The sequence below is a fragment of the Cerasibacillus sp. JNUCC 74 genome (assembly GCF_053667775.1).
Genome location: NZ_CM132207.1, coordinates 2,148,655 through 2,174,300 on the forward strand (window position 1 = coordinate 2,148,655; position 25,646 = coordinate 2,174,300).

The window sequence follows — 25,646 nt, forward strand, 5'->3', positions numbered from 1 at the left end:
TTACGCCCCCTCTCTAGGTACCGGGTCACCTAAATATAACATGCCATCCTTTACTTCATACTCATAAACATCCAATGGCTTTAAAGGCGGTGTACCTGGTACGTTTGTTCCATCCTTATAGTATCGACCATCATGACATGGGCAGAAAAATTGATCAGGATGTTCGTCACTTCCTCCCCAGTTAACGACACAACCCAAGTGCTTACATACCGGTGAAAAGGCTTGAATCTCACCCTTGTCGTCTTTAAATACAAAGGCTGATCGACTTACTTCAGATTCATACCAGCCATCAATTTGTTTGACCTTCCAGTCGATTTTCTTAGGCTCTGTTGTAATATCATCAACAGCTAAATCGACACTCACCATATCACCGCGCCCCGATTCTTTTAACACTGGGTCAATTGCCATTCGCAACATCGGTGCCAGCATTCCTGCTGCCATAAATCCACCGACCCCGGTTAGCGTATAGTTTAAAAATTGCCTGCGGGATACCTGCTGCTTTTTTTTGCTCATGATTTTCCCCCCTCTTCTTACAATAATCACGGACAATATTGTTACATCAGATTACTAGGACATAACCATGATAGCGTAAACTGTTTGTCTGGTCAATCATATTCCCCCTTGAAAAGAAAAAGTTTTCATTATTTTTCACCAATAAGATTGGATGAGTTCACTTAGTTGCTCTACCTGATCACGAATGAAGCGATGCATTTCAGCTGATTTTAAATCTCCTGACTTCATTCCGGAAAGCCATATTAATGTTCCAGCAAATGCTAGTTCATGTTTTTTCCAAGCTGGATCTAACGTTAAGATAAACACATGTTTAAACGGTTGTTGCTTGACTTCTTCTATCCATGCATTTATTCGAGAAAGCTCCTCTGACCTATCGGCTGTCTTTATATAATAATAAATAGGTGCTAGCAAAATCCGTCCCGTTAATTCTTTTTCCAATTCATTTGCTAACAAATTGGTCCATTCACTTTGAAAAGCATTTACTTCCATATTTGCATCATTGTCCATTTGATAAGGTACCAAAGGAATCAAAACTGAATCAATATATTCTTTTGCTTCTATGTATTGAATTACGTCCGATTTCTCCCATTTCATATAGTATGTCCAACCTTTCGCTTGTCATCTTATGTTATATTTCTGTATTTTTTAAAAAGTCCGGTAAACATGCGGTTATATGCATTGCTGACTTGTGGTAGCGTTTTATATTCAATTGATACACTCCGCTACTCGAAACTACATCGCCTCAATTCTCTTAACCTCTTATTTTTGACCATGCACGTTAATTAAATCTTATCTATCCAGACAAAAAAATCAACCTATTGCTTTTGCAATTTTGGTTGCATTGAATAGGTTGCATCTAACGCTTTTAGTTCATTTACCAATACCAAAAAAGCAGCTTCGTCCATATCATCTAGCGCCTTATCGATTTTTCTTTGGATGATTTGTTTTTGAAATTTGTATAGGGATTGATCTAAAATTTGTTTAGCGATTTTTTTATCTTTTTCCGTAATAAAATACTCATCTGGGATAAATGGATTCTCCTCGAGAACAGAAATATAAAGTGCATTTTGATAGGACTTATGAAAATTTAGTTGTAGATACAACGGTTCGTTTTTATTCAAGCGAATATCATGAAACGACTTTTCTGCATCTGTTGTAACTAATTGATTTTTATAAAAGCGAAAAGCTACTTCTTCTGAACATTGACTTGTCATAATTATGCCACGCGGGCAGAATTTTGCTTCCCGAACAAAATGAAGCTGTCCAAGTAATTCATCATGATTCATTAAATAATTTAAAATCCATACGCTCTCTCGCTTTTTTAACTGATAATTGTTTAAAAACCATTGGATGAAGTTCTTTTTATCTTCCACAGATACCGGAGTGTGCACCATCCTCTAACCTCCCTCACAACCGCTAACTTGCCTGCATAAACCTTTCTAAATCCCTCTATCTGATTGTTGTAATCGACGTAGAAATTCAGTAATCTCATCATCAAATGGCTGTTTTTCTAGATATGCAGTAAAAACAGGTATTGCTTCTTCTACCCTCCCTTCTTCCGTTAAAAAGTATCCATACTCCTTCAAGAAATCACTATCATCTTTTAGATTATTATATGCTATTGTATAATGTTTTAATGCATTATTATATTCTTCAATTTCATTATAAGCACGGGCTAGTTCCCATTCATACAAAGGATCAAGAGCCCCTATATCTTTTATTTCGATAAGCAGGTCAATAATTCCTTTAAAATCGGCCCTGTTTTTTAAGAGTTCAATTAAAAATAAAATCGCTTCTTTAAAGTCAGGGTCAATCGCAACTGCTTCTCTTACATACGTTTCACTTGCATCATCCTTATTAAGTTGATGTGCGAGCCGTCCGGCAAGTAAATATAATTCTTTATGAAACTCATCTACTTGCAAACCTTTTTGAGCAGTTTCATATGCTTTTTCAATTAAACCTTCTTCCATATAAACATTAGCAAGATGAAGGTAAACAGTATGATAATACGTATCAAGCTCAATAACTCGCTCCCAAGCTTTTCTTGCAATATCGTTTCTGCCAGCTTGATAGGCAGTAAAACCGTATTTAAACAAGGACTCCGGATTTTCATTTGCTTCATCTTGGTAATAGGTTAAGGCAAGTTCGAATTCACCAGCTTCTGCATATGCTTCTGCCAGTCGATCGCGAACCGATACATGCCCAATTTCGTTCGTTTTTGGCAAGACTTTTTCATAATAAGTCGTTGCTTTTAAATAATTTCCTGTAGAAAAATATAATTCTCCTAACGCAAAATCAATGATTGGTTCATTTGGATCGAGTCGCTTAGCAGCTAATAACTTTTGTTCTGAAACCTCAAATAAACCTTGAGATTGGTAAAGATCAGCTAATTGAATTAACGTTTGCATATAAGCAGGATCATTTTCATGAATATCGTTTAATAATTCAATGGCAGATTCATCATCTTCTAATTCAATATAAATATCAGCAAGTGTTAATTTTAGTTCCGCTTCATCAGGGTATTGTTGAATTAATTCCTCTAGTAGTACTTTTGCTTCTTGCAAAAAGCCCCATTGTATGTATAATTCAGCAATCGTATAGCGTTCCTCTTCATTTGCAACTGGCAAAAAATTTTCTAATAGTTCGATTGCTTTTTCTGTTTGTTGGGCCTCCATAAGTCGAATGGCTTCCATAATTGTTTCCAAATTGAACTCCCTTTCTACACGTTCTTCATACTTTTTATGATAACGAAAAACAGATGCATGTTCAAAATATAAGTATAGCTGCATATAACAAACTATTTTCCATCTTAAACGAAGAAGCAAGCTCTAGTCTTTATGCAGACAGGTGCTGGGACATAAGCAAATACGAAATAGCACAAACCGAACAATTCATTTATAATTGTTCGGTTTGTTTGTGTTTAGAAAAACTTGGCTTGTTGCCAAGTCTTTAGCGAAAGCCATCGTTTTTCTTATACGATAAAGTGAAACTTCATTCAGTAGGAGTTTTCTTCCATCTCCTATTAAATGTTAGTACCTCAGGGGGTATGACCTAAAGGTCCTTAAACGAATCGGGCATTTAGGTGCCGTTTTCTCCCACTTAGACCTTTAGTATCAACTCAAGATTTTGAAGTGGGAGGTCTTACGGCATCTTACATGCGGGATAAAGCCTAAAATTTTATACTTTCCTATAGTACAAGGACAATTTGTTGTTCGTTTTTTAATCAGCAGTTTTTGTTTTGTCCCAGCCTCTTTTATATAATTTGCTTCAAATCTTTAAAAAAACTTGGATATGATGTGGCGATTGGAGTGATATCATCAATCGTAACTTCTGTAGTGGTAATCAGTGAGGCGACCGCTGCGAGCATCGCCATTCGATGGTCATGATAAGATTCAACTCGGTTACCTACTAATTTTGTTTTTCCACAAATAATGAATCCATCTTTCGTTTCTTTAATGTTTGCCCCTAAACGTGTTAAGGTTTCTGTGACAGCGCGAATTCGGTCCGTTTCTTTAACGCGAAGCTCTCGTGCATCTTTAATTACGGTTGTGCCTTCAGCTTGGGTAGCCAAAAGAGCAATAATTGGAATTTCATCGATTAAGCGAGGAATAATCTCACCCTCTATAGTTACAGCTTTTAATTCCCGATACGTAATGGTAATGTTACCGATCCGCTCTCCGCCTTTTTGCCGCTCATTTTCTATCTGGATATCCGCTCCCATTTCCAATAAAACATCAATGATTCCCGTTCTTGTTTCATTTAACCCTACGTTTAAAAGCTTTAAACTACTTCCAGGTACAATCGCTGCTGCTACTAAGAAAAAGGCTGCAGAAGAAATATCACCAGGGACATAGATATCCGTTGCTGTTAGTGTTTGATTACCTTTTAAAGAAACAGCAGTTCCGTTTATATGTAACTCAGCGCCAAAAGCTTCTAACATCGTTTCTGTATGGTTTCGCGTTGACGTACTCTCCGTCACGGTTGTTTCTCCTTCAGCAAATAAACCTGCTAAAAGAATAGCTGATTTCACTTGTGCACTTTTAACAGGCAACTCGTAACGGATTCCCTTCATTGTTTGTCCTCTTATGGCTAATGGAAGATAATTACCGTGATCTCTACCATCTATTTGCGCTCCCATTAAACGGAGTGGCTCCACTACCCGGTTCATGGGACGTTTCGTTAATGAAATATCACCATGTAATGTAGTAAACATTGGCAATCCTGCTAAAATGCCAAGCATTAATCTTGCAGTTGTTCCAGAATTACCGAAATACAATGGCTCCAAAGGTTCTTTTAAAGCTTCCGGTCCTTTACCAAAAATGGTTAAACTGGAACCTTTTTGCTCGATTTTTACTCCCATCGCTTGAAAGATAGTTACCGTACGCAGACAATCTTCACTACCTAAAAAATGTTGAACATGCGTCGTTCCATGGGCTAACGAACCAAACATAACGGAACGGTGTGAAATAGATTTGTCTCCAGGTACCTCAATTTTTCCTTGTAACGGTCCTTTCGGCGGCTGAAGCTTTCGTTCCCTCAACAGATACTCCTCCTTTTGCATGGATTAGTTTTCATTCATTGTTTCATATCCTGCTTGTTTTAAAACCAATTCACTCGTTTTTTGTAATTTTTCCGAAGCAAAGCTTAAGCGTAATGCACCCATGATACCTTCACGAATTTCTAATATTTGAATATTATTAATACTTACTTCATGCTGTGCTAATAATTGCGTTACATGTGCTAACGCACCTGTTTGGTCACGAATGTCTACATATAAATCGTGATAGGAAGGAATTACCCCTTTATCCGATGTACCTAAACCGTCGCGATACACTTTGGCCTCTTCTAAATAGTTTATCATTTCTTTCTTTCTATTTTTCTCTAGTAGCGTTTTTAATGTTTCCATCTCGGTAATCCATTCACCTAATAATTGAGCCATTTTTTTACGGTTATGATAAAAAATATCTTGCCATAGAGCTGGATTACTTGAAGCTATTCTAGTAATATCACGAAAACCACCAGCAGCGAGGTTTGGGAGATATGCATGTGTTTGTTGCCAATGTTTTGCTTGATGAACTAATGATGAAGCAATAAGATGTGGAAAATGGGAAATCACTCCTGTCATTTCGTCATGCTCTTCTGCTTCTAAAACAACAAATTTACTCTTTGTAGGAAGCAATAATGATTTTAATGCTTCCACATCGGATGATGAACTACTCTCTGTTGGTGTAAGGACATAAATGGCATTTTCGAACAAATGGCCTTTCGCTGCTTCTATCCCTTTTTTATGTGAACCTGCCATCGGATGACCACCAATAAACGCTACCTGGCTATTTTTTAGTTGGTTAGCTGCTACTATTATGGATTGCTTTACGGATGAAACATCACTTACGATAAGTTTCTTCGTCAATGGTATTTCGTCTAACATTGCTAATAGACGAATCGATTCAGAAATGGGCGCAGCTATAATTAAGTAATCTGCCCGTTGTACTGCTGTTGTATAATCCGTAATAGCCTCCTGAATAATTCGATGCTCCTTTGCATATCGAAGCGTATCCTTATGAATATCATAGCCAATAATATGATTTGCATCGCTCGGTTGAAGTGCTTTAGCGATAGATGCTCCAATCAATCCCAAACCAGCAATTGTTATGGTTCGCTTCACGTTGCCATCTCCTTAGCCCTTTTGTTTATGATACTTTAAGATTAATTCTTGCAGTCGTTCCATATCTTCTTTTAATCCTAGTGTTAATCGAATTGTATTAGGTATACCTAATAGTTCTCCTGGACGTAGGATAAAGCCATGTTGAATTAAATAATCAAACATATCTGTTCCGCTTTCGGGTGTTGCCACGAGCATAAAATTAGTTTCAGACGGAAAATAATGCCATCCTATATCATCTAAAAACTGTTGAAATGCTAATTTCACTTCTAAGTTTTTTGCTTTTGTGTCTTTGATAAAAGCTTCGTCATTTAACGCAATTCGGGCAATTTGCTGAGCAATAGATGTTGTATTGAACGGACCACGAACTAAATTCAGCTGCTTAACAATAGCTGCATTTGCTATTCCATAACCAATGCGGAGGCCTGCGAGCCCATATGCTTTAGAAAAGGTTCGTAATACAATTAGATTGCTATATTGTTTTACTTGTTCAATAGCTTGTATATCTTTTTCCGGATCGACATATTCGTAGTATGCTTCATCCAAGACAACTAGAACTTCTTCAGGGCATGCATTCATAAATCGAATAAAGTTCTCTTTTGGCATCGGATTTCCAGTCGGGTTATTCGGTGAGCAGAACCATACCACATTGGTGTTTTCATCAATCGCTTCCAGCATACCGTCTATATCATGATAGCCGTCAATGGTAGCTATTTCCCTCACCTCTGCTCCCTCAATAATGGCATTATGCTTATATTGCGGAAAGGTAGGAGCTGCCATTACAGTATTCACGTCTGGAAAAAGAAACGTACGACAAATCATTTGAATGATTTCCTCTGATCCACTGCCAAAGATAATTTCAGCCTCGTGTACATTTAGTTTTTTGGCAAGGTCTATTCGTAACTCTCTTGTATATCCATCTGGATACATATCAAAAGCAGGTACATAATCTATTAAAAACTCCTTAATTTTTGGTGTAAAACCATAAGGATTCTCATTAGAAGATAATTTAACGATTCGATTTAATTTATAATATTTTTTTATGTCTTGAATCTGCTTTCCTTGCTGATATGGTGCTAATTGATTTAATCTATCTTTTATCTTCATTGTCTAAACCCCTTTTTTGTTAGGTCTGGCCGTAAATGTATCGCTTCATTTTGAAATATGTGCTGAATACTAGCTTGATCTTTCTCTGTGTTTACTACCATCATAACACGGATACACGCCATTAAACTGTTAGGTACGTCTATTTCCTTCATACACATAACAGGCACATACTTCCACCCTGTTCCTGGTAATAGTCGTAAGGCTTTGGCTGGAAATGCAGCCGTAATGTCTTTTGTAACAGAGATAAAAACATGCGATACATCGTCAGGAACTATATTATTTTTTTCTACCATTTCCTCAACCAAAATTCTTGTATTCTCAATAATAACTTCTTCTTTATTCTCAGATACAGTTGTCGCTCCACGAATTCCCCTTGTCACTTCTTCACCAGCTTTCTTTCAAAAGAATGTAAGTAATCTAACATTGCTTGATCACCAATTGTTCTTATGGCTGGTTTACCAATCTTCTCAAGTAAAACCATTTGAATCTGCTTTTGTTTATTTTTCTTATCTTTTTTCATTTTTGCAAGTAGTGCTTGATGCTCGATGGCTTTTAAATGGAGAGGATATTTATTTTGCTCCATCCACTGTTTTAATTGTCTAAATGGTAGTTCATTATTAAAGAACTGCTCACTCACATGAACAGCAAACAATAGACCAATTGCCACTGCTTCCCCATGAGTTAAAGATCCATAGCCTAACTCTGCTTCTAGTGCATGCCCTAACGTATGTCCTAAATTTAAGTATTTCCGAATACCGGCTTCTTTTTCATCTTTTTCCACAACTTCGGCCTTAATTTGAATTCCTGTACGGAGATGAGTTTGTAAGGTTTGTAACGATAAAGCAGCTAAGTCAGCTTTTAAAAAGGAATGAAAGGTCAACTCATCCGAGATCATTGCTTCTTTTATTAATTCTGCATAGCCAGACCGCACTTCTTGCTCACTTAGGGTCAACAATGTTTCTACATCATAAATGACTGCTTGCGGCTGATAAAAGCTGCCAATCAAATTCTTGCCCATCGAATGATTAATGGCTACTTTCCCGCCTACGCTGCTGTCATGAGCTAAAATCGTTGTTGGCATTTGAATATAATCTATTCCTCGCATGTATGTTGCAGCTACAAAACCAGCCAAATCGCCAATAACTCCCCCACCTAAAGCAATAAGTAAAGCATCACGATCCAGACCAAATTTGATAGCTTCTGTTTGCAATTGGTAAAAATATTCGATACTCTTTGTTCGTTCTCCCCTTGGAACGACAGTATGGTAAACTTGATGATCTGAAAGGCTTGATAAACAATCGGATAAATATAAATCTCTCACCCGTTCATCGGTGACAATCCAAATAGCCGAGTACTCCTTAGGCAAATAGTTCGCAATCTGGTTGCGTATACCTTCCCCAATTGTAATCGTATATGAATTCGTACTTGCTTGTACGATAAGTTCTGTCGTTTTCACTTTAAAAACACCTGATTTCTTCCCGATATTGATCCATCGCTGCTTGCAATTTGGGAAATTGATCACTCGTAAATTGTTCCGTAATCGCTTTGGCTAATTCAAAAGCTACTACATGTTCCATCACTACAGCAGCAGCTGGAACTGCACAAGCATCCGATCGTTCTACTGTTGCTTTAAATGGCTGTTTCGTTTCTATATCAACACTTTGTAGCGGGTGTTTCATCAATGTTGGGATCGGCTTCATAACCCCTCTTACAACAATCGGCATTCCGGTCGTCATTCCACCTTCAAAGCCGCCAAGACGGTTAGTAGTACGATAATAACCTCTTTCTTCACTCCAAGCAATCTCATCATGAACCTCACTACCGTTAAGCTTGGCTGCTGCAAAACCAATCCCAAATTCTACCCCTTTAAATGCATTAATACTCACAACACTACCTGCTATTTTGCTATCAAGCTTGCGGTCATAGTGAACGTAAGAACCGATTCCTGCTGGCATTCCTTCTACGTAGACCTCGCAAACACCCCCGATAGAATCTCCTTCTTGTTTTGCTAGATCAATCGCATCCATCATCGCTTGTTCCACATCTTTATCCAGCACACGGACCGGTGAATCCTCTGAAAGTTGCTGGCGATCTGACATAGTTAAATGCTCTTGATCTTTGGCAACGATACCTGCTATTTCTTTCACATAACCAGATATTTCAATCCCTAAATGTTTCAGCATTGTTTTAGCAACAGCACCAGCTGCTACACGTGCTGCTGTTTCACGAGCAGAGGAACGCTCCAAAATATTTCGTATATCGCGATGACCGTATTTTAGTACACCATTCAAATCAGCGTGTCCAGGCCTTGGTCTCGTTACTACTCTTCTTACTTTGGTTTCCTCAGAAATAGGGTCTTCTCCCATAATATCTTCCCAATGCTTAAAATCATCGTTATGTATGACTAAAGAGACGGGAGAGCCTAAAGTCATACCATGTCTAACACCGCCTACAATCTCAACTAAATCCTTTTCAATTTGCATTCTTTTTCCACGCCCATGGCCTTTTTGCCTGCGTAATAGAGAACTATTGATATCTTCTTTTAAAAGCGGCATACGAGCTGGTACGCCCTCAATAATGGTTGTTAATTGCTTTCCATGTGATTCTCCCGCTGTCAAGTAACGCACATCTCATTCTCCTTTTATGAATTTTTCTAATTACTATACCATAAATTGTCGTGTTTTTGGCAATAAAAACACAAAAAAACGAATTAATACGTTAAAAGATTAAAGTGAAGCACTATCAATTCATCTTTTAACAAAAGGAATGGTTATAAATCGATGTTGTTTCCCTATCTCAAATATTCACGGAAGATAAGTGAATATTTGAGATAGGGTCACGATGGGAATGAAAAGTACGAAGAAACATATATATGTCAGGAGGCAGATGCCCACGTTGTACTAGCTTACACTTCCCACTACGTCTTATTAACTTCTTAAGCCCAATAGTGACCCATTCTACCATACGATTTGTCATTTTCACCGATTTTTGAACAACCTTTTAACAAGACAAATTAATTAACCCCAATAGCCAAACGGTGTTTGACAATTGGGGTACAAACTACAATCAAATTTTTTGATAAAAAAAGGTATCTAATAATTGCAAGCCATATTTTTCCGGATTAAAGATTTGTTCAGTACTACCTACAAACAATACACCATTTGTATTTAAAGCCTGAGAGAAATAGCGATAAATTTTTTCTTTTGCTTCATCTGTAAAATAAATAAGTACATTTCTGCAGATAATTAGATCTACATTTTTAGGATAAGCATCAGCAAGCAGATTATGCTTTTGAAAATTTACTTGCTGTTTTATTTCCTCACTCACATGATATAAATTATGCTGTTGAGTAAAGTATTTGTTAATTAAATTTTTTGGCATATCTTTTAACGCTTGTTCTGGATAGATAGCTTGCTTTGCTTTATTCAGGGCTGTTTCGTCAATATCTGTGGCTAAGATTCGATACATTGCGTTAGGGAAATATTCTGAAAGCATAACCGCAATACTATAAGGTTCTTCTCCCGTGGAACAAGCAGCACTCCAGATATGGAAAGGTCGTTTGTTAACTAAGGCTGGTAATACAGAGTGTTGTAGGACTTCCCACCGTTTCGGATTCCGATAAAACTCAGATACATTAATGGTTAAACGATCAATAAATTCTTTTAGCAGGACTTTATCTTGATCCAAAGCATGATAATAAGTGGCAAAATCTGTAAATCCACGTTTGTTTCGTAATGAAGTCAGTCTCCGCTTCATTTGCGTTTCCTTATACAGCTGCAAATCGATTCCCAGCTTATTCTTAATTTTGGCCATAAAGTTAAAATAATCTCGGTCCAATGTTCCCCCTTCTTTCAATCGGTTATTTTTATTACCTTTATTTAAATCTAAACTTTAGCTCGACTAGATATAAAGTCTTTGGTATACGATTGCCATTTCTTTTTTAACATCACCATTTTCCGACTAAAATCTAGCTCTACGCTAATTATTTCGCTTTAAAACGTATAAAACACTTATAGAATAGTGATTTAAACGCACTTTATGTATTGTAAAACTACTAGCATGTATTACCAGACAGAGGAAAAGCTAGAAGCGCTTGGTTAGTAACATACAACCCAGAGAACTTCTGACAAGATCAAGGAAACATGCCTCTAAAACAAGAGGATGCCGATGCCTGAGCAACAACCCTGCTTTTCGTCGGCCTTTCTTTAGATTCGAGCCGATATTGACTTATCATCGGAAGAAAATCGAAGTCTGCTAGGCGCTTGAGCGCTTAAGCTAGACGACGATGATGCTATTTTCAAAAAAAGATATCCACCATGCATGGAAGGATATAATTTCTTATGATGCAAGAGGATGCCGTGAGGATAACCTCACGGCCAAACTATTTTATATTTACTTTTAATAAATCCAAGCAGAATCCTGCTTATGGTAAGAAATAAGTTCTTCTTCTTTAAAAAATAATTTAAGCTCACGTTGGGCACTTTCTGGAGAGTCTGATCCATGAATGACGTTTTTTCCAACGGTCAACCCATAATCACCGCGAATGGTTCCTGGCGATGCATCTGCAGGATTTGTTTTTCCCATCATTTCACGTGCGATTGCGATTACATTTTCCCCTTCCCATGCCATCGCAAACACTGGTCCGGAAGTAATAAAATCTACAAGCTCATGAAAGAATGGACGCTCTTTGTGTTCTGCATAATGCTCTTCTGCTAAAGCTGTTGAAATTGTCATTAGCTTTGCCCCTACTAATTTAAAACCTTTTGCTTCAAAGCGTTTAATAATAGATCCAATTAGATTACGTTGTACTCCATCTGGTTTTACCATTAAAAATGTTTTTTCCATGCTCCAAATCCCCTTATTCTATGTATTTTTCTAATCGATAAAATTCTATCAAATCTATGTAAAAAAGACAACGGTACGAGATATCATGTACGGCGTTTTCCAATGTATTTACCAATTTGTATGAGCGTGCGTTTAGGACGGCTATCTGGTAAGCCATCTAATTGCTGTAAGGCTTTAGCCAAATATCGGTTACTTAAATCATAAGATGCTTCAATCGCATTTGTCTGTTTTATTGCTTCTACGACATTTTTTATACGTGCTTCTCTTATGGAGTAATCAGCCTGCAAACTACTCTTTATGTTATCTCGTAAAGAAGCATCCTTCATCGCCATAAAAACAGGCAATGTTAAATTTCCTTGTAATAAATCATTACCTGCAGGTTTTCCCATTTCTTTTTCTGATCCAATAAAATCAAGAATATCATCGATAATTTGGTAAGACATTCCAATATTGTAACCATAGCGATACAAACGTTGGGCATCTCTATCATTTACACCTGAAGCAATTGCCCCTAATTTACAGCTTGTAGCGATTAGTAATGCTGTTTTTCGTTTAATTCTGCGTAAATAATTTCGCAAGCCCTGGTTCCAATCAAATTTATCTTTAATTTGTTCTATTTCACCTTTACAAACTTCAACAATTGTTTGGGATAGCAAGCGATGAATTTTCGGATCTCGCAGTAACGTAATCTCTTCTAAAGCACGGGCTAAAATATAATCTCCTGTATACATGGCTACTCGATTGCCATATATTTGTCTAACTGTAGGCATGCCTCTGCGAATTTCGGCATCATCTATAACATCATCATGCACCAAAGTGGCTGTATGTATAAGTTCTAATGACACTGCAACTAGCTTTAATTTTTCTAAATTATACGCGCCCATTTGCCCGGACAACAAAACAAAAACAGGGCGAATCCGCTTGCCCCCTGCTTGCAGTAGTTCTGTTGAAGCCTGTCGTAATACAGGATGCTTTGCTTGTATCACTTTGTTAATGGATTGTTCTATTTGTTCTAAATCTTTTTTTAAATATCCGTAAGCTTTAGCTAATTTCATGAATGTCACCTTTAATTTTACTTATTAATCATGCGGTTCTCCCTTAAATCCCATATGCATTGCTGCTACACCACCAGTATAACTTTTCACTTGAACATTTGAAAACCCTGCACGGATAAACATTTGCTTTAATGCTTTTTTATCAGGAAAGTCTCTTGCTGATTCATTTAACCATGCATATTCTTTTTGACTTTTAGCAACCAACTTTCCCAGTAAAGGCATAATATATTGAAAATAAAGATAGTATAATTGCCGGTAAACTGGTATTGTAGGCTGAGAGGTTTCTAAACAAACCACTTTTCCGCCTGGTTTAACTACACGATACATTTCTTTTAGGACAGCCATATAATCTTGAACGTTGCGTAATCCGAACCCAATCGTTACATAATCAAAACGATTATCCGCAAATGGTAATTTCATCGCATTTCCTTCAATAAAACGAACATTGTCCAGATTTGCCTGTTGCTTTTTCTCTTCTGCAACAGATAGCATATTTCCACTAAAATCAAGACCTAATACCTCGCCAGTTGGTCCTGTTTCCTCTGCCATTACTAGTGCCCAATCTCCTGTACCGCAGCAAACATCTAAAGCTATTGTACCAGGCTGTACATCCATTCGTTTCATGACATCTTTTCGCCATGCTTTATGACGTTTAAACGATATAATTGAATTCATGGAATCATACTTGGAATAAATTCGTTCAAATACATGATGTACACGTTCTTCTTTCGATGATTGTGCCATAACCTAACCTTCTCCCCCCATCGTTAGATTCATATTCCCGACAGCCGTAATTTCACGATTGATTTGGTGCAAAAGATGATTATGATTTGGTATTTTTTCTAAATCAGCAGTAAGTTGCTTCATTGTTGCCTTTAATTGTTCTTTTAACTCGTCTATCATAGTAAGCTGGGATGGAAAACTCCACTTCTCAATTTTTGCCGAGTTATCATGTGATTGTATGATATAGAACATTTGCGTTAGTAACTTTATAAATAACCAATTTCCAGCAACTTCACCCAAAACGGGAACATGTAAATATTCTGCGACACGTACAAGTAATAATGTATCAATGATTTTTTGAATTTGCATATATTCCGTCAATGAACTCGTTTCATTATAATAGAGAATCATTTTATACTCATTAATTTCTTTAATAGCTGAAGCAAGCTGACGGATAAAATCAAAATCATCTATTTCAGCTAGTAACAAATAATAAAGGCCACTATAATAATCACCTGCAAGTACGTGGAGCTGCTTTGTTAGTTTAACTTCATCTTCTTCATCCAATGCCGTTACACTAGGAACCAAATCATGGGTATCAAGTGCTATTTGGACAAGCATTGTCGTTATAATATATCTTTCTTTAAGAGATTCAGATAAGGTAGTGTGATAGACCATTTCCACTAGTAACTGCAATTTTCTCTCATCGATGGCAGGCTTTTTAATATGCTTTTCTAAATAGGAGTGCTCTATTTTAGCTACTATTTTTTGTTTAAGGTACTGTATATTCACCTTTGAATTAATCAAAAAATCACCCAAGCCCTTCATCCAATCTATTCATGCTTTAGCTATTATAGCATAATTTATACGCATTCCATAATCAAGCATTCTGGACTTTAGTTGATCTTTTTCTAAATAATGGGGCTTAGTAGTTTTCTATCTCACCATGACTTGTTTGAATTAATGCTTTTCCTCTTACTTTAACAGCCGATGTATGCTCTGTAAATTGAGCAATCATCGTTTCTCCTTTATCCAGCTTTTCGGAATGGTGAAATCTCGTGTCATTTCCTCTTGTTAGTCCGATTACCTGTACACCGTCTTCTAACGCTTTAATTACAAAAAAATCGGCTGAAACCATTGGCTTATCCATTACCTTTCCTCCTTCATTTGGGTGAAAAATGCTATTCAAGTACATTTAATTTTTATATCCGCTAAATTGGATTATATATCACCATCTCACCTTTTATTTTGCTTATAGGATGAATTATTAGGTGACGTATGATTTACTATTCCTTCAATTTTATTTTTTGTTAGAGAATCCTATCAGCAAAAAGAGGATACGCTTTTGCGTACCCTCTCGCCCTATGTAACCTATTATTTTACAGCGTCTTTTAGGGCTTTACCTGGTTTAAATGCAGGAACTTTGCTTGCTGGAATTTCGATCTCTTCCCCTGTTTGAGGATTACGACCTTTACGAGCAGAACGTTCACGTACTTCAAAGTTTCCAAATCCAATTAACTGTACTTTTTCACCTTTTTTAAGTGAATCCATGACAGATTCGAATACTGCATCAACAGCTTTCGTTGCATCTTTCTTAGAAAGTTCGCTTTTTTCAGCTACAGCATTAATTAAGTCTGTTTTATTCATGACATTCACCTCCTCCCATTAAACATCAATCGACATTGGAACAAATTCTAATGAAGCTATCATCATTTGTTCACCATTTTGCCAGTTTTTATACCTCATGTCACGAAATTCATGTAGTGACATGGCTTATCTTAACCGAGTTTGCAACAAAATTCAACACTTTCCCGGTAATTTTTCCGTATTTCTTATAGTTTTTATATGTTTAAACTAAAAAATTGGTTTGTTTTACCATTATGGTCAGAAAGGTTGATGAATAGCTTTGTTAGCAATCGTTCGGTTATATTAAAGATATACGACATCCCTATTAAATATCCTGCCGTTTTTATAAATTTTTTTTAATAGACAGCTATATAGTAATTTTTAAACATAAATTAATAGGTACATAAAAACTGTTATTTTGCACAAAGGACAACATGTAACCCCTCCCTTATCACTCCCAAGAAGCGCTGGAATCTGCGATAGGGACTGTTCCCCGCACGACGACGAGGAGTGAAAAAACCTCGAGGGCTAGGCATTGAAGCTGGATGGGAATAAAATTAACACAAAGTAGGTTCCTAAAAAGAACAAAAGTTAGAAGCACTCGGCTAGCGGCGTGGGAGATTGAAGTTTGCTAATCGCTCGAGCGCTTAAGCTAAACGACGAAGATACTTTTCAAAAAAGCTCTCTACAATGTACAAATGGATATTGTTTCCCACAAAATAAAAAAGCAGCTACATTAGCTGCTTATGCTATAAAATAATAGCGATAAGTCCTCCAGACCCTTCATTAATGATTCGTTCAAGTGTATCTTTTAACTTGTAGCGTGCATTTTCAGGCATTAAAGCAATTTTGGCTTGAATTCCTTCCCTGACAATCGAACTCAGTGAGCGCCCAAAAATATCTGACTCCCAAATGGAGAGCGGATCCTCTTCAAAGTCTTGCATTAAATAGCGGACAAGTTCTTCACTTTGCTTCTCTGTGCCAATTATCGGTGAAAATTCAGATTCCACTTCTACTTTAATCATATGGATAGACGGAGCAACAGCTTTCAGCCGAACACCAAAACGAGATCCTTGACGGATGATTTCTGGTTCATCTAAGATCATATCTTCTAATGCAGGAGCGGCAATTCCATACCCTGTTTGTTTGACCATTTGTAATGCCCCAGCAACTTGATCATATTCTCGTTTAGCATAAGCAAAGTCCTGCATAAGCTCCAATAAGTGGTCTTTCCCTCTTATTTCCTCACCGACAATTTCTTTTAATACTTCATCATACAAATGATCTGGTGCATGTAAGTCAATTTCTGCAATTCCCTCTCCCATTTCCATTCCTGCGAGCTTTGCCTGATCAATGTACTCATAGTCAGAAAAATCTCCAACAATTTGATCTACATCCCGTAATCGCTTAATATTTTTTACCGTATCTTGGATTGCTTCTTGATAGCTTTTTCTTAACCAGTGTCCTTCATTCAAAACCATAACCCAGCTCGGAAGATTTACATTTACTTCTAATACCGGGAATTCATACAGTGCTTCCCGTAGTAAGTTCGTCACATCATGCTCTGTCATTGATTCAACGCTCATTGCTAAAACAGGAATATCATATTTTTCCGCAAGATCTTGCCGCAGTAATTCCGTTTCCTGACTGCTGGGACGTTGTGAATTTATAACCATAATAAATGGTTTGCCAACTTCCTTTAGTTCTTCTACCACCCTAACTTCTGCTTCAACATAATTACTTCTTTCAATTTCGCCAAATGTTCCATCTGCTGTAACAATTACTCCAATAGTAGAATGCTCTTGAATTACCTTCCGAGTACCAATTTCAGCTGCATCATGAAAGGGAATAGGGTCCTCATACCATGGCGTATGAATCATTCTTGGTCCGTTTTCATCCTCAAACCCTTTTGCACCTTCTACAGCATATCCTACACAGTCAACAAGACGGATGTTAACATCTAATCCCTCGTCAACATGAACCGATACCGCTTGGTTTGGAACAAATTTGGGTTCCGTAGTCATAATGGTTTTTCCAGCTGCACTTTGAGGTAACTCATCTAGTGCACGTGCTCGTTCGCTTTCCTCCTCTATATTAGGAAGGACTACTAGCTCCATAAATTTTTTTATAAATGTAGATTTACCAGTGCGAACAGCTCCTACAATACCTAAATAAATATCTCCATTCGTCCGTTTCGAAATATCATTAAAAATATCAACTCTTTCCAAAAGATCCCCTCCCGATCTTCGTTCTTTTTAATTACGAACAAACTACGAATAATTGACATTACAAGTCTATGATGTTGTCCTATCAAAATATGCCTGAATTATGTATAAAAGTTTAAAAAGCTTAGCACTATATTCGATAGCTCTGTGAAAAGTATAGCGCTTACTATTCAGTGTAGAGAGAATAATACGCAAACTATAAATACAACTAGGTAATAAAAACGGAATCGTTTATACAGATTTTTCGAAAAGAACTTAAGTAAACCTCCTTTTTTATAAAGTGAACTTCCGTCCGTTTTTTCTCCGAGATGACCAAAAACTAAAATTTTAGATATCCTTAAAATGGTGCCATTGCCGAGTTATTCCTCGTGCAGAGAAAATTGTCATAGCTTTTCTGCCCTCGAAAAAGCAAAATACTTTTTATTTGTACGGTGTACTCCTACCGAAGCTTTATCGCCCCGAATGAATCTGGCTTTTAGGTGTTGTCTTTTCGTCATTCTATAACTCTTAAAGTGAGGGTCTTACAGCAACTTAGGCAACAGGGTTAATAATGCTATAACTCAAGACATAAACGAGCTGGTCTGCATCTATTATTTATAATTTAAAAATACATCCTTTTCTACTATTTACGTTTTTAAATTGCAAGCAAAAAACCCTTGAAATAATATATGTTTCAAGGGCTTTTATATGATGAATTTTATTTATTTTCTTGTAAAAATATTGGTTCTCCATTCTTAATCGTATAAGGAAGCGAATAAGCAGGAACAAACGGTGTATTATCTGCTAAGATATAACGAATATCATCCCCTGGCTTATAGTCATGCTTATATTTCTGCAAAGCCTTAGCTAAATCAATTCGATAGTCGACATAGAGTTTTCCATCTGTATCCATCACGATTGGCAGTTGCTCTTGTGAATAAGGGCTAACTACGGTTGGCGAAGAATCCAAACCTAGTTTTTTATAATCAATCATATATACTCCTTCTGCAACTTCCCTGGAAAATGGTGGATATAGATGCTCATTTCGATAAATATCCAATTTCAAGTTTACACTGCGAATTGCTTCTGTTATTCGTAAATCAATTAATTTTACACGTGGTTTTTTTTCCGGCCTAATGATGGTATATTGATAAACACCACCATTTTCAAAAGCGTTTCCAGGAATTTCAGTTAAAATACTTACTTCTTTCAATTTAGAAAAATCAACTAAATATTTTTCAAAGATTGGCGTATCACTATCTTTCGTTCGAATTGGTACAAGTCCACCACTCGTTTCCTGATATTGTTCAACAGCTGATTGAACCATCTCCAACTGGTCTTCATTTGGTACCTGGTTTTTTGCTAATTCATCCTCTGGATATAAACAGCCACTTAATAGCATGGTGAAAAATAAGATAACGGCTACATTTTGATATGTGCGATTCAATCCCGGCTCCCCCCTTACTTTAGCCTGTTGGACCACTAAATACAACATAGAAAATAATAAGACTTCCTAACAGTAACGATATGTATGCAAATAACGAGATAATCCTTGCAAGCCAACCCCTTAGTTTATATCTGGCTAACAAAATCAGACCTATTGCTACAAGTAATAACGCCATTCCAATAAATGAAATGTACATTTTTAGCATCGATTCCGACATATATTCCCACCCCTACTAAACGAACTATTATTGCACCACGTATTATAACATAAACAGCAAAGATAAAGTTAAAAAAGGGCATTTCACTTTAACAGATACCAAAGCTTAAAGCGCCTTGAATAAGCGGCTGGAACGGAGACTACCTACGCCGCAGGAGAAGTGAAGCGACCTCAAAGGGCTAACCGCTGAAACTGGCTGTGATTAAATACAATCTAAAATTGAACCACTATATAGACACGGAAATAAAGTGAAACTTCATTCAGTAGGAGTTTTTTCTATCTCCTACTGAATGTTAGTACCACAAGGGTATGCCTAAAGGCCCTTGGACGAATCGGGCATTTAGGTGCCGTTTTCTCACAAGTTAGACCCTTTTGTACCAACTCATGTCTTGAAGTGGGAGTCTTACGGCACCTTACATGCGGGATAATTTCTTAAACCATAGCAAAAGCCGAGACGAAGGGGGCTTCTCCATCTCGGTTTGACTAAATAATTATCCGCTGCAACTCTATCCATGAATGCTTGTGCGATTTATTTTATGCAAGAATATGAATAATTGTATCCTCACTTGCCCAAGTATGCTATTTTTTAAATAGTTTGTTTAATGAATTCATATCCATAGGAATATCATTTTTAACAATGGATTGTACAATTTTATCCTCTTTTTGCTTTGATACAGGCTTATTTGCCAATTTACTCAACTGACGTACTAATCTTCTCACTGTTTTCTCATCCGAAAAATCAGCATGCTTTACAGAATCAGCTACTTTGTATACATCATCTGGATTAATTTTTGCTTTTTGTTGAATTTTGTCAAAAAGCCCCTTTTGAAAATTGTTCACATACTCGCCTCCCTGCTAAGTTACTCAAACACAGTATATGCAGGAAGCAGTGTGCATGTTATTACGAATACCTTTCCATTAACAATTGGGCAAGATCGTCCATTTCCTCTCGTTTCGAACGGTTCATCAATTGTTCCACAACATCTTTCGGGTCTTTTGCTTCAAATAGAACTTGATAAATACCTTCTGTAATCGGCATTTCTACTTGTTGCTCTTTAGCAAATTGGTAAGCTGCTTTTACAGTTCTAACCCCTTCCACAACCATGCCCATTTGTTCAAGAACATCTTCTAATTCTTTCCCTCTACCTAATAAATTACCAGCACGCCAATTTCTGCTATGGACACTCGTACAAGTAACAATTAAATCGCCAACCCCTGATAAACCTAAAAAGCTTAATGGATTCGCACCTAATGATGTACCTAATCTTGTAATTTCCGCCAGCCCTCTTGTCATGAGTGCAGCTTTTGCATTATCTCCATAACCTAAGCCATCCGAGATACCAGCACCTAAAGCAATAATATTTTTAAGTGCACCACCAAGTTCAATTCCTAATACATCTGTACTTGTGTAGACACGAAAAAACTCATTGATGAATAAATCCTGAGCCAATTTTGCTTCTACAGAATTTACTGAAGAAACGGTAACTGTCGTTGGTTGTCGTAATGCGACTTCTTCTGCATGACTAGGACCGGATAAAACAACCACATCTTCTTCATTACATGTTGTTAATTCTTCTCCAATAACTTGCGAAACACGCTTCAATGTTCCTGGTTCGATTCCTTTTGAAGCGTGAATAATTGTTATATTATCCGGGAGAATTGGATCCAATTGTTTACATACTTCACGAATAGCCTTTGTCGGTACAACAATAACGATTGCTGTAACATCTTGAATCGCTTTTTGTAGATCATGATAAGCAGTAATTGCTTCAGGAATATCTACATCCAAATAATGTTCATTTCTTCTTGTTTTATTAATATGATCAGCATGGTCGCTGTCATGTGTCCATAGTCTTACATCATGTTTATTATCAGATAATACGATACTTAATGCTGTTCCCCAGCTTCCGGCTCCTAATACAGCAATCTTTGCCATATACAGCTCCTCCTTATTATTGTCTCATTCTTGGAACAATTTTTATCGGTGTTCCTACAAATCCGAATGCTTCTCTAATTTTATTTTCCAAAAAGCGTTTATATGAAAAATGCATCAACTCTGGATCATTTACGAAAACAACAAAGCGTGGAGGCTTCACTCCAACTTGTGTGCAATATAGTACTTTTAATTTTCTTCCTTTAATTGTTGGCGATGGATTCAAAGCGATTGCATCCATAATAACATCATTTAAAATATTCGTAGGTACACGCTTTGAATGGTTTTCGCTGGCTAATTGAATAGCAGGAATTAACGTATGCAATCGTTTTTTTGTTTTGGCGGATAAAAAGACGATTGGGGCATAATCCAAATATTGGAAATGGGCACGTATATTTGTTTCAAATTCCTGCATGGTTTTATCTGTTTTTGTCACCGTATCCCATTTATTAACAACAATCACAACAGCTCTTCCTGCTTCGTGTGCATAACCTGCTATTCGCTTATCCTGCTCTCTTATACCTGTTTCTGCGTCTAATAACACCAAGACGACATCAGATCGTTCAATCGCTTTTAGCGCACGTAACACACTATATTTTTCGGTTGATTCATATACCTTTCCGCGCTTACGCATTCCGGCTGTATCAATGATGACAAAATCCTGGTCATAGGCATGTAATTTCGTATCAATTGCATCTCTTGTCGTTCCTTCCATATCACTAACGATTACCCGCTCTTCATTAAGCAATGCATTTACTAATGAAGACTTTCCTACATTTGGTCTGCCAATAACGCTGAAGTATATAGTATCTTCGTCTTGCTCAGTCGTTTCATGTTTTGGAAAATGACGAACTACTTCATCTAATAAATCGCCTAACCCTAATCCATGTGCCCCTGAAATCGGAAATGGTTCTCCAAAGCCAAGTGAATAATATTCATAAATCGTTTCACGCATTTCTGGATTATCAATTTTATTTACACCAAGAACTACCGGCTTATTAGATTTGTATAATAGTTTTGCAACTTCTTCGTCAGCAGCTGTAATACCTTCCTTCCCGTTAACGAGAAAGATAATAACATCTGCTTCTTCAATCGCTATTTCTGCTTGGTGACGAATTTTTGTTAATAATGGTTCATCACTCATTTCAATTCCGCCTGTATCAATCAGATTAAACGTCGTTGTCAACCACTCTGCCTGCGCATAGATTCGATCCCTTGTTACTCCGGGAACATCTTCTACAATAGATATTCTTTCACCAACTAATCTATTAAAAATAGTTGATTTTCCTACATTTGGTCTTCCTACAATTGCTACAGTTGCTTTTCTCATGAAAGGGAACATCCTTTCTCTTTCTCAAAATTAATCTATAGCACATAAAGTACTATTGGTTTATATCTTGCAAATCGTGTTAGCAAAATATGACCCTTTTGGAAATCTCACAACCATTATTAGTGTTGATAGACCTTCAAAAAGGGGATTATCTCTTTTTGCCAAACCATTGGACAACCTCTATCATAGCAAAAGAGGGACGTATAAACAATTAAAACTTACGAGAAGAACTTAATGTTTTACAATGATGAATAGATCCTCACTAAGTTGATGTGCTATCCCATCCATAATCGCTTCTAAATTTGCAGCTATATCCTCTGCTTCTTTTCTGCTTTCACAAATAAAGGTAGGAGCTCCCCCTTCGATAGCAGAGGGGTTTGTCGTGACAACAGCGAGAATCGCTTTTTCGATTTCCATTTTACTGATTCCCCTTTCTATAGTTAAAAGCAGACTCTGAAGGCATGCGAATAGCATTCTCAAGTACGGGGACTTCTCCTATTACCTTTTTCGCTTTGTTAATATCTCGAATTTGCGGTAACATAAAAATACCGATACGCCCATCGTCTAAATCTCGTTTTATCAATGGTGTAAGAGCAGGTGTTCCCGAATCTCTAAATACACCTAATGTTACCGATACATCATGCAAAATCGCTTGACGTTGTCCCAGATTTGCAATAGTTGTTACGATATTTATATTTTTGGGAGTTAAAACAAATCCCATTCCATATCTTAGAATTTCATCTTGTCGTTCCGGAAGACCAATGTTCATAATATAAATATTATCAACATACAATCCTGCACCTTTAAAATGGAGTGAATGATGTTCAATTTCCACAATATCTTTGATTCGCTTCCCGCTCATTAATGCCATTGAAATCGCTAGGCAACTGGTTGCTACTAATAATGCAATATACACGCCAAAAACAATAAATGTAAGTGTAGAGAAAAATGACGTAAAAATAACTAAGTAATTTCTACTTTCAAATGATATGGCAATCCCTTCTATATACGTTTTTCCTCTTGGTACTAACTCAAAACCATCTACTTCTGTCAATGTATTTCTCTCCATATTTCTCACTTCTCTAAATTGCGTTGCAGCAACGGTTAAAAAGGTTACTGCGGTAAATTCTAATTCCATAATTGCTGGAATAGCTACTGCACCTAAGGCAGCTGCAATAAATCCCAGTGATATATGAATCACTTTTCCATGTAAATATGTAGGATATTGTCGATAATCGGTACGAAGCATTAGAATACGTGCTAACGTTCCAATAATTACCCCAAATAAAATTGGCATCGAATATTCATTCATTCTGTTACCTCCATAGTTGTGTACTAAATTAATTGCTCGATTTGGAATTGATATAAAGTGAAACTTCATTCAGTAGGAGTTTTCTTTCATCTCCTACTGAATGTTAGTACCACAAGGGTATGACCTAAAGCCCTTGAACGAATCGGGCATTTAGGTACCGTTTTTTCCCACTTAGAACTCAGGTCTTAAAGTGGGAGTCTTACGGCACCTTACATGCGGGATAAGCAAATAATACCCTTGTATAATTCCCTCTCAAATGTTAGGCGATCCTTATTATTCGTATATTAGCAGTATTGCTGTTTCTTTTCATTTGTATACAAAAAAGACGCTTTTCCGAATAGGAAAAGCGTCTTTGAAAGGACGTGTTAGTAACAGTGTTGTAAACAGAACAAGGAAAACATGGATAGCCAGACATCGCCTCTTTTTCAAGGACGTTCGCTCATAGTTATTGTTTGTATTTATTCAATTTGTCCCCGATAATATCACTGATATGAAAACCAGATTGCTCATCATCTTTTTCGTATCGTTTATAATCATCAGCTTCTTTTTCCTGCTCCAGCTCTCGAATGCTTAATGAAATCCGTTCATCTTTTTCATTCACATCAAGTACCTTTACCTTTACTTCTTGACCAGCCTCAAGCACTTCCTGTGGAGTACCAATATGACGTGTTGCAATTTGGGAAATGTGTACAAGACCTTCAACACCTGGCTCTATTTCAACAAATGCGCCAAAATTAACAAGGCGTTTCACAGTACCGTTAAGCACATCTCCACGAGAAATTCGCTCTTCAATACCAGCCCAAGGCCCAGGTAAAACTTTCTTTCTGGATAAAGAAATCCGCTCACTATCTGGATCAACAGATAACACTTCTACTTTAATTGTATCCCCTTCTTTTACTACATCTGAAGGGTGCTCCACATGCTCATGCGCCAATTGTGAAATGTGTACTAATCCATCCACACCTCCAATATCAACAAATACACCAAAATCAGTAAGTCGTTGTACAGTTCCTTCAATGACCTGTCCAGCTTCCAAAGACTGAAGCAAGGATTTTTTCTTTTCCTGTAGCTTTTCCTCTTGAACGGCACGGTGTGATAAAATAACGCGATTCTGCTCAGGTACGAGGTCTACAACTTTAACAGTTAGTGTTTTATCTTTATAGTCACTAAAATCTTCTACATAATATGTTTCTACTAATGAAGCTGGAATAAACCCTCTTACACCAACATCGACAACCAATCCACCGTTAACAACTTCTTTAACTTGAGTTTCAAATACTTCACCATTCTCATATTTCTCTTGTAAATCCTTCCACGCTTTATCAGCATCTACTGCTTTTTTGGAAAGGATAATATCTTCATCTTCTACTTTTTTTACTTTTAAAGTCAATGTATCTCCTTCATTCACTGCATCACTTACAGTATCAATATGAAGGTTGGAAATTTCACCAATCGGCAAAATTCCTTCCGCTTTGTAACCAATATCAACTAAAGCTTGCTTTTCCTCTACTCTTGCTACAGTTCCAGTTACAATGTCTCCTACATTTAAATCGATTTGTTCTTTGTTTGTTTCTTCACTCATATCCATAGCCCTCCTAAAATCATATCGAAACCCCAAATAACTTTATGTAATAAGCTACTTAAGCTTTCTTTTAATAACCAATAATAACAAT

Annotated in this window: 26 protein-coding genes; all 26 read right to left on the reverse strand. The window is 36.9% G+C overall.

The annotated features are described in order from the left end of the window. Nucleotides 1–513 carry a QcrA and Rieske domain-containing protein gene (locus tag JNUCC74_RS09520; protein WP_077320610.1) on the reverse strand — a complete coding sequence of 171 codons (513 nt, stop codon included), beginning with the start codon at nt 511–513 and terminating at the stop codon, nt 1–3. Nucleotides 514–648: 135 nt separating this feature from the next. Further along, nucleotides 649–1,107, reverse strand: a complete 459-nt coding sequence (locus JNUCC74_RS09525) for a DUF2487 family protein (RefSeq protein WP_077320611.1) — start codon at nt 1,105–1,107, stop codon at nt 649–651. A gap of 221 nt (nt 1,108–1,328) precedes the next feature. Continuing rightward, complete coding sequence (locus JNUCC74_RS09530; protein WP_077321530.1) at nt 1,329–1,904, reverse strand: ReoY family proteolytic degradation factor; 576 nt, start codon at nt 1,902–1,904, stop codon at nt 1,329–1,331. 48 nt (nt 1,905–1,952) lie between these two features. Next, nucleotides 1,953–3,218, reverse strand: a complete 1,266-nt coding sequence (locus JNUCC74_RS09535) for a tetratricopeptide repeat protein (RefSeq protein WP_077320612.1) — start codon at nt 3,216–3,218, stop codon at nt 1,953–1,955. 548 nt (nt 3,219–3,766) lie between these two features. After that, nucleotides 3,767–5,053, reverse strand: coding sequence for a 3-phosphoshikimate 1-carboxyvinyltransferase (gene aroA / locus JNUCC74_RS09540; RefSeq protein ID WP_454065177.1), 1,287 nt, complete (start codon nt 5,051–5,053; stop codon nt 3,767–3,769). Nucleotides 5,054–5,077: 24 nt separating this feature from the next. Further along, entirely contained in the window at nt 5,078–6,178 is a 1,101-nt protein-coding gene (locus JNUCC74_RS09545; RefSeq protein WP_454065178.1) for a prephenate dehydrogenase, read from the reverse strand. Nucleotides 6,179–6,190: 12 nt separating this feature from the next. Further along, the gene (gene hisC / locus JNUCC74_RS09550; protein ID WP_454065179.1) at nt 6,191–7,282 is read right to left on the reverse strand and encodes a histidinol-phosphate transaminase; all 1,092 of its coding nucleotides are present in this window, start codon (nt 7,280–7,282) and stop codon (nt 6,191–6,193) included. Continuing rightward, the gene (gene aroH / locus JNUCC74_RS09555) at nt 7,279–7,662 is read right to left on the reverse strand and encodes a chorismate mutase (RefSeq protein WP_077320616.1); all 384 of its coding nucleotides are present in this window, start codon (nt 7,660–7,662) and stop codon (nt 7,279–7,281) included. The genes hisC and aroH overlap by 4 nt, the downstream gene beginning before the upstream one ends. Continuing rightward, nucleotides 7,659–8,738 (reverse strand): 3-dehydroquinate synthase, encoded by a 1,080-nt coding sequence (gene aroB, locus JNUCC74_RS09560; protein WP_454065180.1) that lies wholly within the window; start codon nt 8,736–8,738, stop codon nt 7,659–7,661. The genes aroH and aroB overlap by 4 nt, the downstream gene beginning before the upstream one ends. A 1-nt stretch (nt 8,739) precedes the next feature. After that, entirely contained in the window at nt 8,740–9,909 is a 1,170-nt protein-coding gene (gene aroC, locus JNUCC74_RS09565) for a chorismate synthase (protein ID WP_454065181.1), read from the reverse strand. A 439-nt stretch (nt 9,910–10,348) separates the two neighbouring features. Beyond that, complete coding sequence (locus JNUCC74_RS09570; protein WP_454065182.1) at nt 10,349–11,119, reverse strand: CheR family methyltransferase; 771 nt, start codon at nt 11,117–11,119, stop codon at nt 10,349–10,351. A gap of 561 nt (nt 11,120–11,680) precedes the next feature. Further along, complete coding sequence (gene ndk / locus JNUCC74_RS09575; RefSeq protein ID WP_454065183.1) at nt 11,681–12,127, reverse strand: nucleoside-diphosphate kinase; 447 nt, start codon at nt 12,125–12,127, stop codon at nt 11,681–11,683. Nucleotides 12,128–12,210: 83 nt separating this feature from the next. Beyond that, entirely contained in the window at nt 12,211–13,182 is a 972-nt protein-coding gene (hepT, locus tag JNUCC74_RS09580) for a heptaprenyl diphosphate synthase component II (protein ID WP_454065184.1), read from the reverse strand. A 24-nt stretch (nt 13,183–13,206) separates the two neighbouring features. Continuing rightward, nucleotides 13,207–13,926, reverse strand: coding sequence for a demethylmenaquinone methyltransferase (locus JNUCC74_RS09585; RefSeq protein ID WP_454065185.1), 720 nt, complete (start codon nt 13,924–13,926; stop codon nt 13,207–13,209). Nucleotides 13,927–13,929: 3 nt separating this feature from the next. Continuing rightward, complete coding sequence (locus JNUCC74_RS09590) at nt 13,930–14,724, reverse strand: heptaprenyl diphosphate synthase component 1 (protein ID WP_454065186.1); 795 nt, start codon at nt 14,722–14,724, stop codon at nt 13,930–13,932. A gap of 106 nt (nt 14,725–14,830) precedes the next feature. After that, nucleotides 14,831–15,055 carry a trp RNA-binding attenuation protein MtrB gene (gene mtrB / locus JNUCC74_RS09595; protein ID WP_425445285.1) on the reverse strand — a complete coding sequence of 75 codons (225 nt, stop codon included), beginning with the start codon at nt 15,053–15,055 and terminating at the stop codon, nt 14,831–14,833. Between the two features lie 224 nt (nt 15,056–15,279). Continuing rightward, the gene (locus JNUCC74_RS09600; protein WP_077320623.1) at nt 15,280–15,552 is read right to left on the reverse strand and encodes an HU family DNA-binding protein; all 273 of its coding nucleotides are present in this window, start codon (nt 15,550–15,552) and stop codon (nt 15,280–15,282) included. A 728-nt stretch (nt 15,553–16,280) separates the two neighbouring features. Further along, nucleotides 16,281–17,759, reverse strand: a complete 1,479-nt coding sequence (gene spoIVA, locus JNUCC74_RS09605; RefSeq protein WP_077320624.1) for a stage IV sporulation protein A — start codon at nt 17,757–17,759, stop codon at nt 16,281–16,283. 694 nt (nt 17,760–18,453) lie between these two features. Continuing rightward, a complete protein-coding gene (locus JNUCC74_RS09610; protein WP_454067871.1) occupies nt 18,454–19,137 on the reverse strand; it encodes a hypothetical protein in 684 nt (227 codons plus the stop codon). Nucleotides 19,138–19,201: 64 nt separating this feature from the next. Next, the gene (locus tag JNUCC74_RS09615; RefSeq protein WP_077320625.1) at nt 19,202–19,399 is read right to left on the reverse strand and encodes a DUF2768 domain-containing protein; all 198 of its coding nucleotides are present in this window, start codon (nt 19,397–19,399) and stop codon (nt 19,202–19,204) included. A 578-nt stretch (nt 19,400–19,977) separates the two neighbouring features. Next, nucleotides 19,978–20,238, reverse strand: a complete 261-nt coding sequence (locus tag JNUCC74_RS09620) for a stage VI sporulation protein F (protein WP_077320626.1) — start codon at nt 20,236–20,238, stop codon at nt 19,978–19,980. Between the two features lie 61 nt (nt 20,239–20,299). After that, entirely contained in the window at nt 20,300–21,334 is a 1,035-nt protein-coding gene (locus JNUCC74_RS09625; RefSeq protein ID WP_454065187.1) for an NAD(P)H-dependent glycerol-3-phosphate dehydrogenase, read from the reverse strand. Between the two features lie 16 nt (nt 21,335–21,350). Next, nucleotides 21,351–22,661 carry a ribosome biogenesis GTPase Der gene (gene der / locus JNUCC74_RS09630; protein ID WP_454065188.1) on the reverse strand — a complete coding sequence of 437 codons (1,311 nt, stop codon included), beginning with the start codon at nt 22,659–22,661 and terminating at the stop codon, nt 21,351–21,353. Between the two features lie 231 nt (nt 22,662–22,892). Continuing rightward, nucleotides 22,893–23,078 carry a capping complex subunit for YIEGIA gene (locus tag JNUCC74_RS09635; RefSeq protein ID WP_077320629.1) on the reverse strand — a complete coding sequence of 62 codons (186 nt, stop codon included), beginning with the start codon at nt 23,076–23,078 and terminating at the stop codon, nt 22,893–22,895. Nucleotide 23,079: 1 nt separating this feature from the next. Next, entirely contained in the window at nt 23,080–23,973 is an 894-nt protein-coding gene (locus JNUCC74_RS09640) for a YIEGIA family protein (protein WP_454065189.1), read from the reverse strand. A gap of 445 nt (nt 23,974–24,418) precedes the next feature. Then, nucleotides 24,419–25,555, reverse strand: a complete 1,137-nt coding sequence (gene rpsA / locus JNUCC74_RS09645; RefSeq protein WP_454065190.1) for a 30S ribosomal protein S1 — start codon at nt 25,553–25,555, stop codon at nt 24,419–24,421. Nucleotides 25,556–25,646 lie beyond the last annotated feature (91 nt).

Excerpts from the sequence above, each read along its gene's own strand:
- JNUCC74_RS09520 (WP_077320610.1), bottom strand. The coding sequence starts at position 513 with ATGAGCAAAAAAAAGCAGCAGGTATCCCGCAGGCAATTTTTAAACTAT.
- JNUCC74_RS09525 (WP_077320611.1), bottom strand. The coding sequence starts at position 1,107 with ATGAAATGGGAGAAATCGGACGTAATTCAATACATAGAAGCAAAAGAA.
- hisC (WP_454065179.1), bottom strand. The coding sequence starts at position 7,282 with ATGAAGATAAAAGATAGATTAAATCAATTAGCACCATATCAGCAAGGA.
- ndk (WP_454065183.1), bottom strand. The coding sequence starts at position 12,127 with ATGGAAAAAACATTTTTAATGGTAAAACCAGATGGAGTACAACGTAAT.
- hepT (WP_454065184.1), bottom strand. The coding sequence starts at position 13,182 with ATGAAATTAGCTAAAGCTTACGGATATTTAAAAAAAGATTTAGAACAA.
- JNUCC74_RS09585 (WP_454065185.1), bottom strand. The coding sequence starts at position 13,926 with ATGGCACAATCATCGAAAGAAGAACGTGTACATCATGTATTTGAACGA.
- mtrB (WP_425445285.1), bottom strand. The coding sequence starts at position 15,055 with ATGGATAAGCCAATGGTTTCAGCCGATTTTTTTGTAATTAAAGCGTTA.
- JNUCC74_RS09600 (WP_077320623.1), bottom strand. The coding sequence starts at position 15,552 with ATGAATAAAACAGACTTAATTAATGCTGTAGCTGAAAAAAGCGAACTT.
- JNUCC74_RS09610 (WP_454067871.1), bottom strand. The coding sequence starts at position 19,137 with ATGCTATTAAGTGGCTGTTTATATCCAGAGGATGAATTAGCAAAAAAC.
- JNUCC74_RS09615 (WP_077320625.1), bottom strand. The coding sequence starts at position 19,399 with ATGTCGGAATCGATGCTAAAAATGTACATTTCATTTATTGGAATGGCG.
- JNUCC74_RS09625 (WP_454065187.1), bottom strand. The coding sequence starts at position 21,334 with ATGGCAAAGATTGCTGTATTAGGAGCCGGAAGCTGGGGAACAGCATTA.
- der (WP_454065188.1), bottom strand. The coding sequence starts at position 22,661 with ATGAGAAAAGCAACTGTAGCAATTGTAGGAAGACCAAATGTAGGAAAA.
- JNUCC74_RS09635 (WP_077320629.1), bottom strand. The coding sequence starts at position 23,078 with ATGGAAATCGAAAAAGCGATTCTCGCTGTTGTCACGACAAACCCCTCT.
- JNUCC74_RS09640 (WP_454065189.1), bottom strand. The coding sequence starts at position 23,973 with ATGAATGAATATTCGATGCCAATTTTATTTGGGGTAATTATTGGAACG.
- rpsA (WP_454065190.1), bottom strand. The coding sequence starts at position 25,555 with ATGAGTGAAGAAACAAACAAAGAACAAATCGATTTAAATGTAGGAGAC.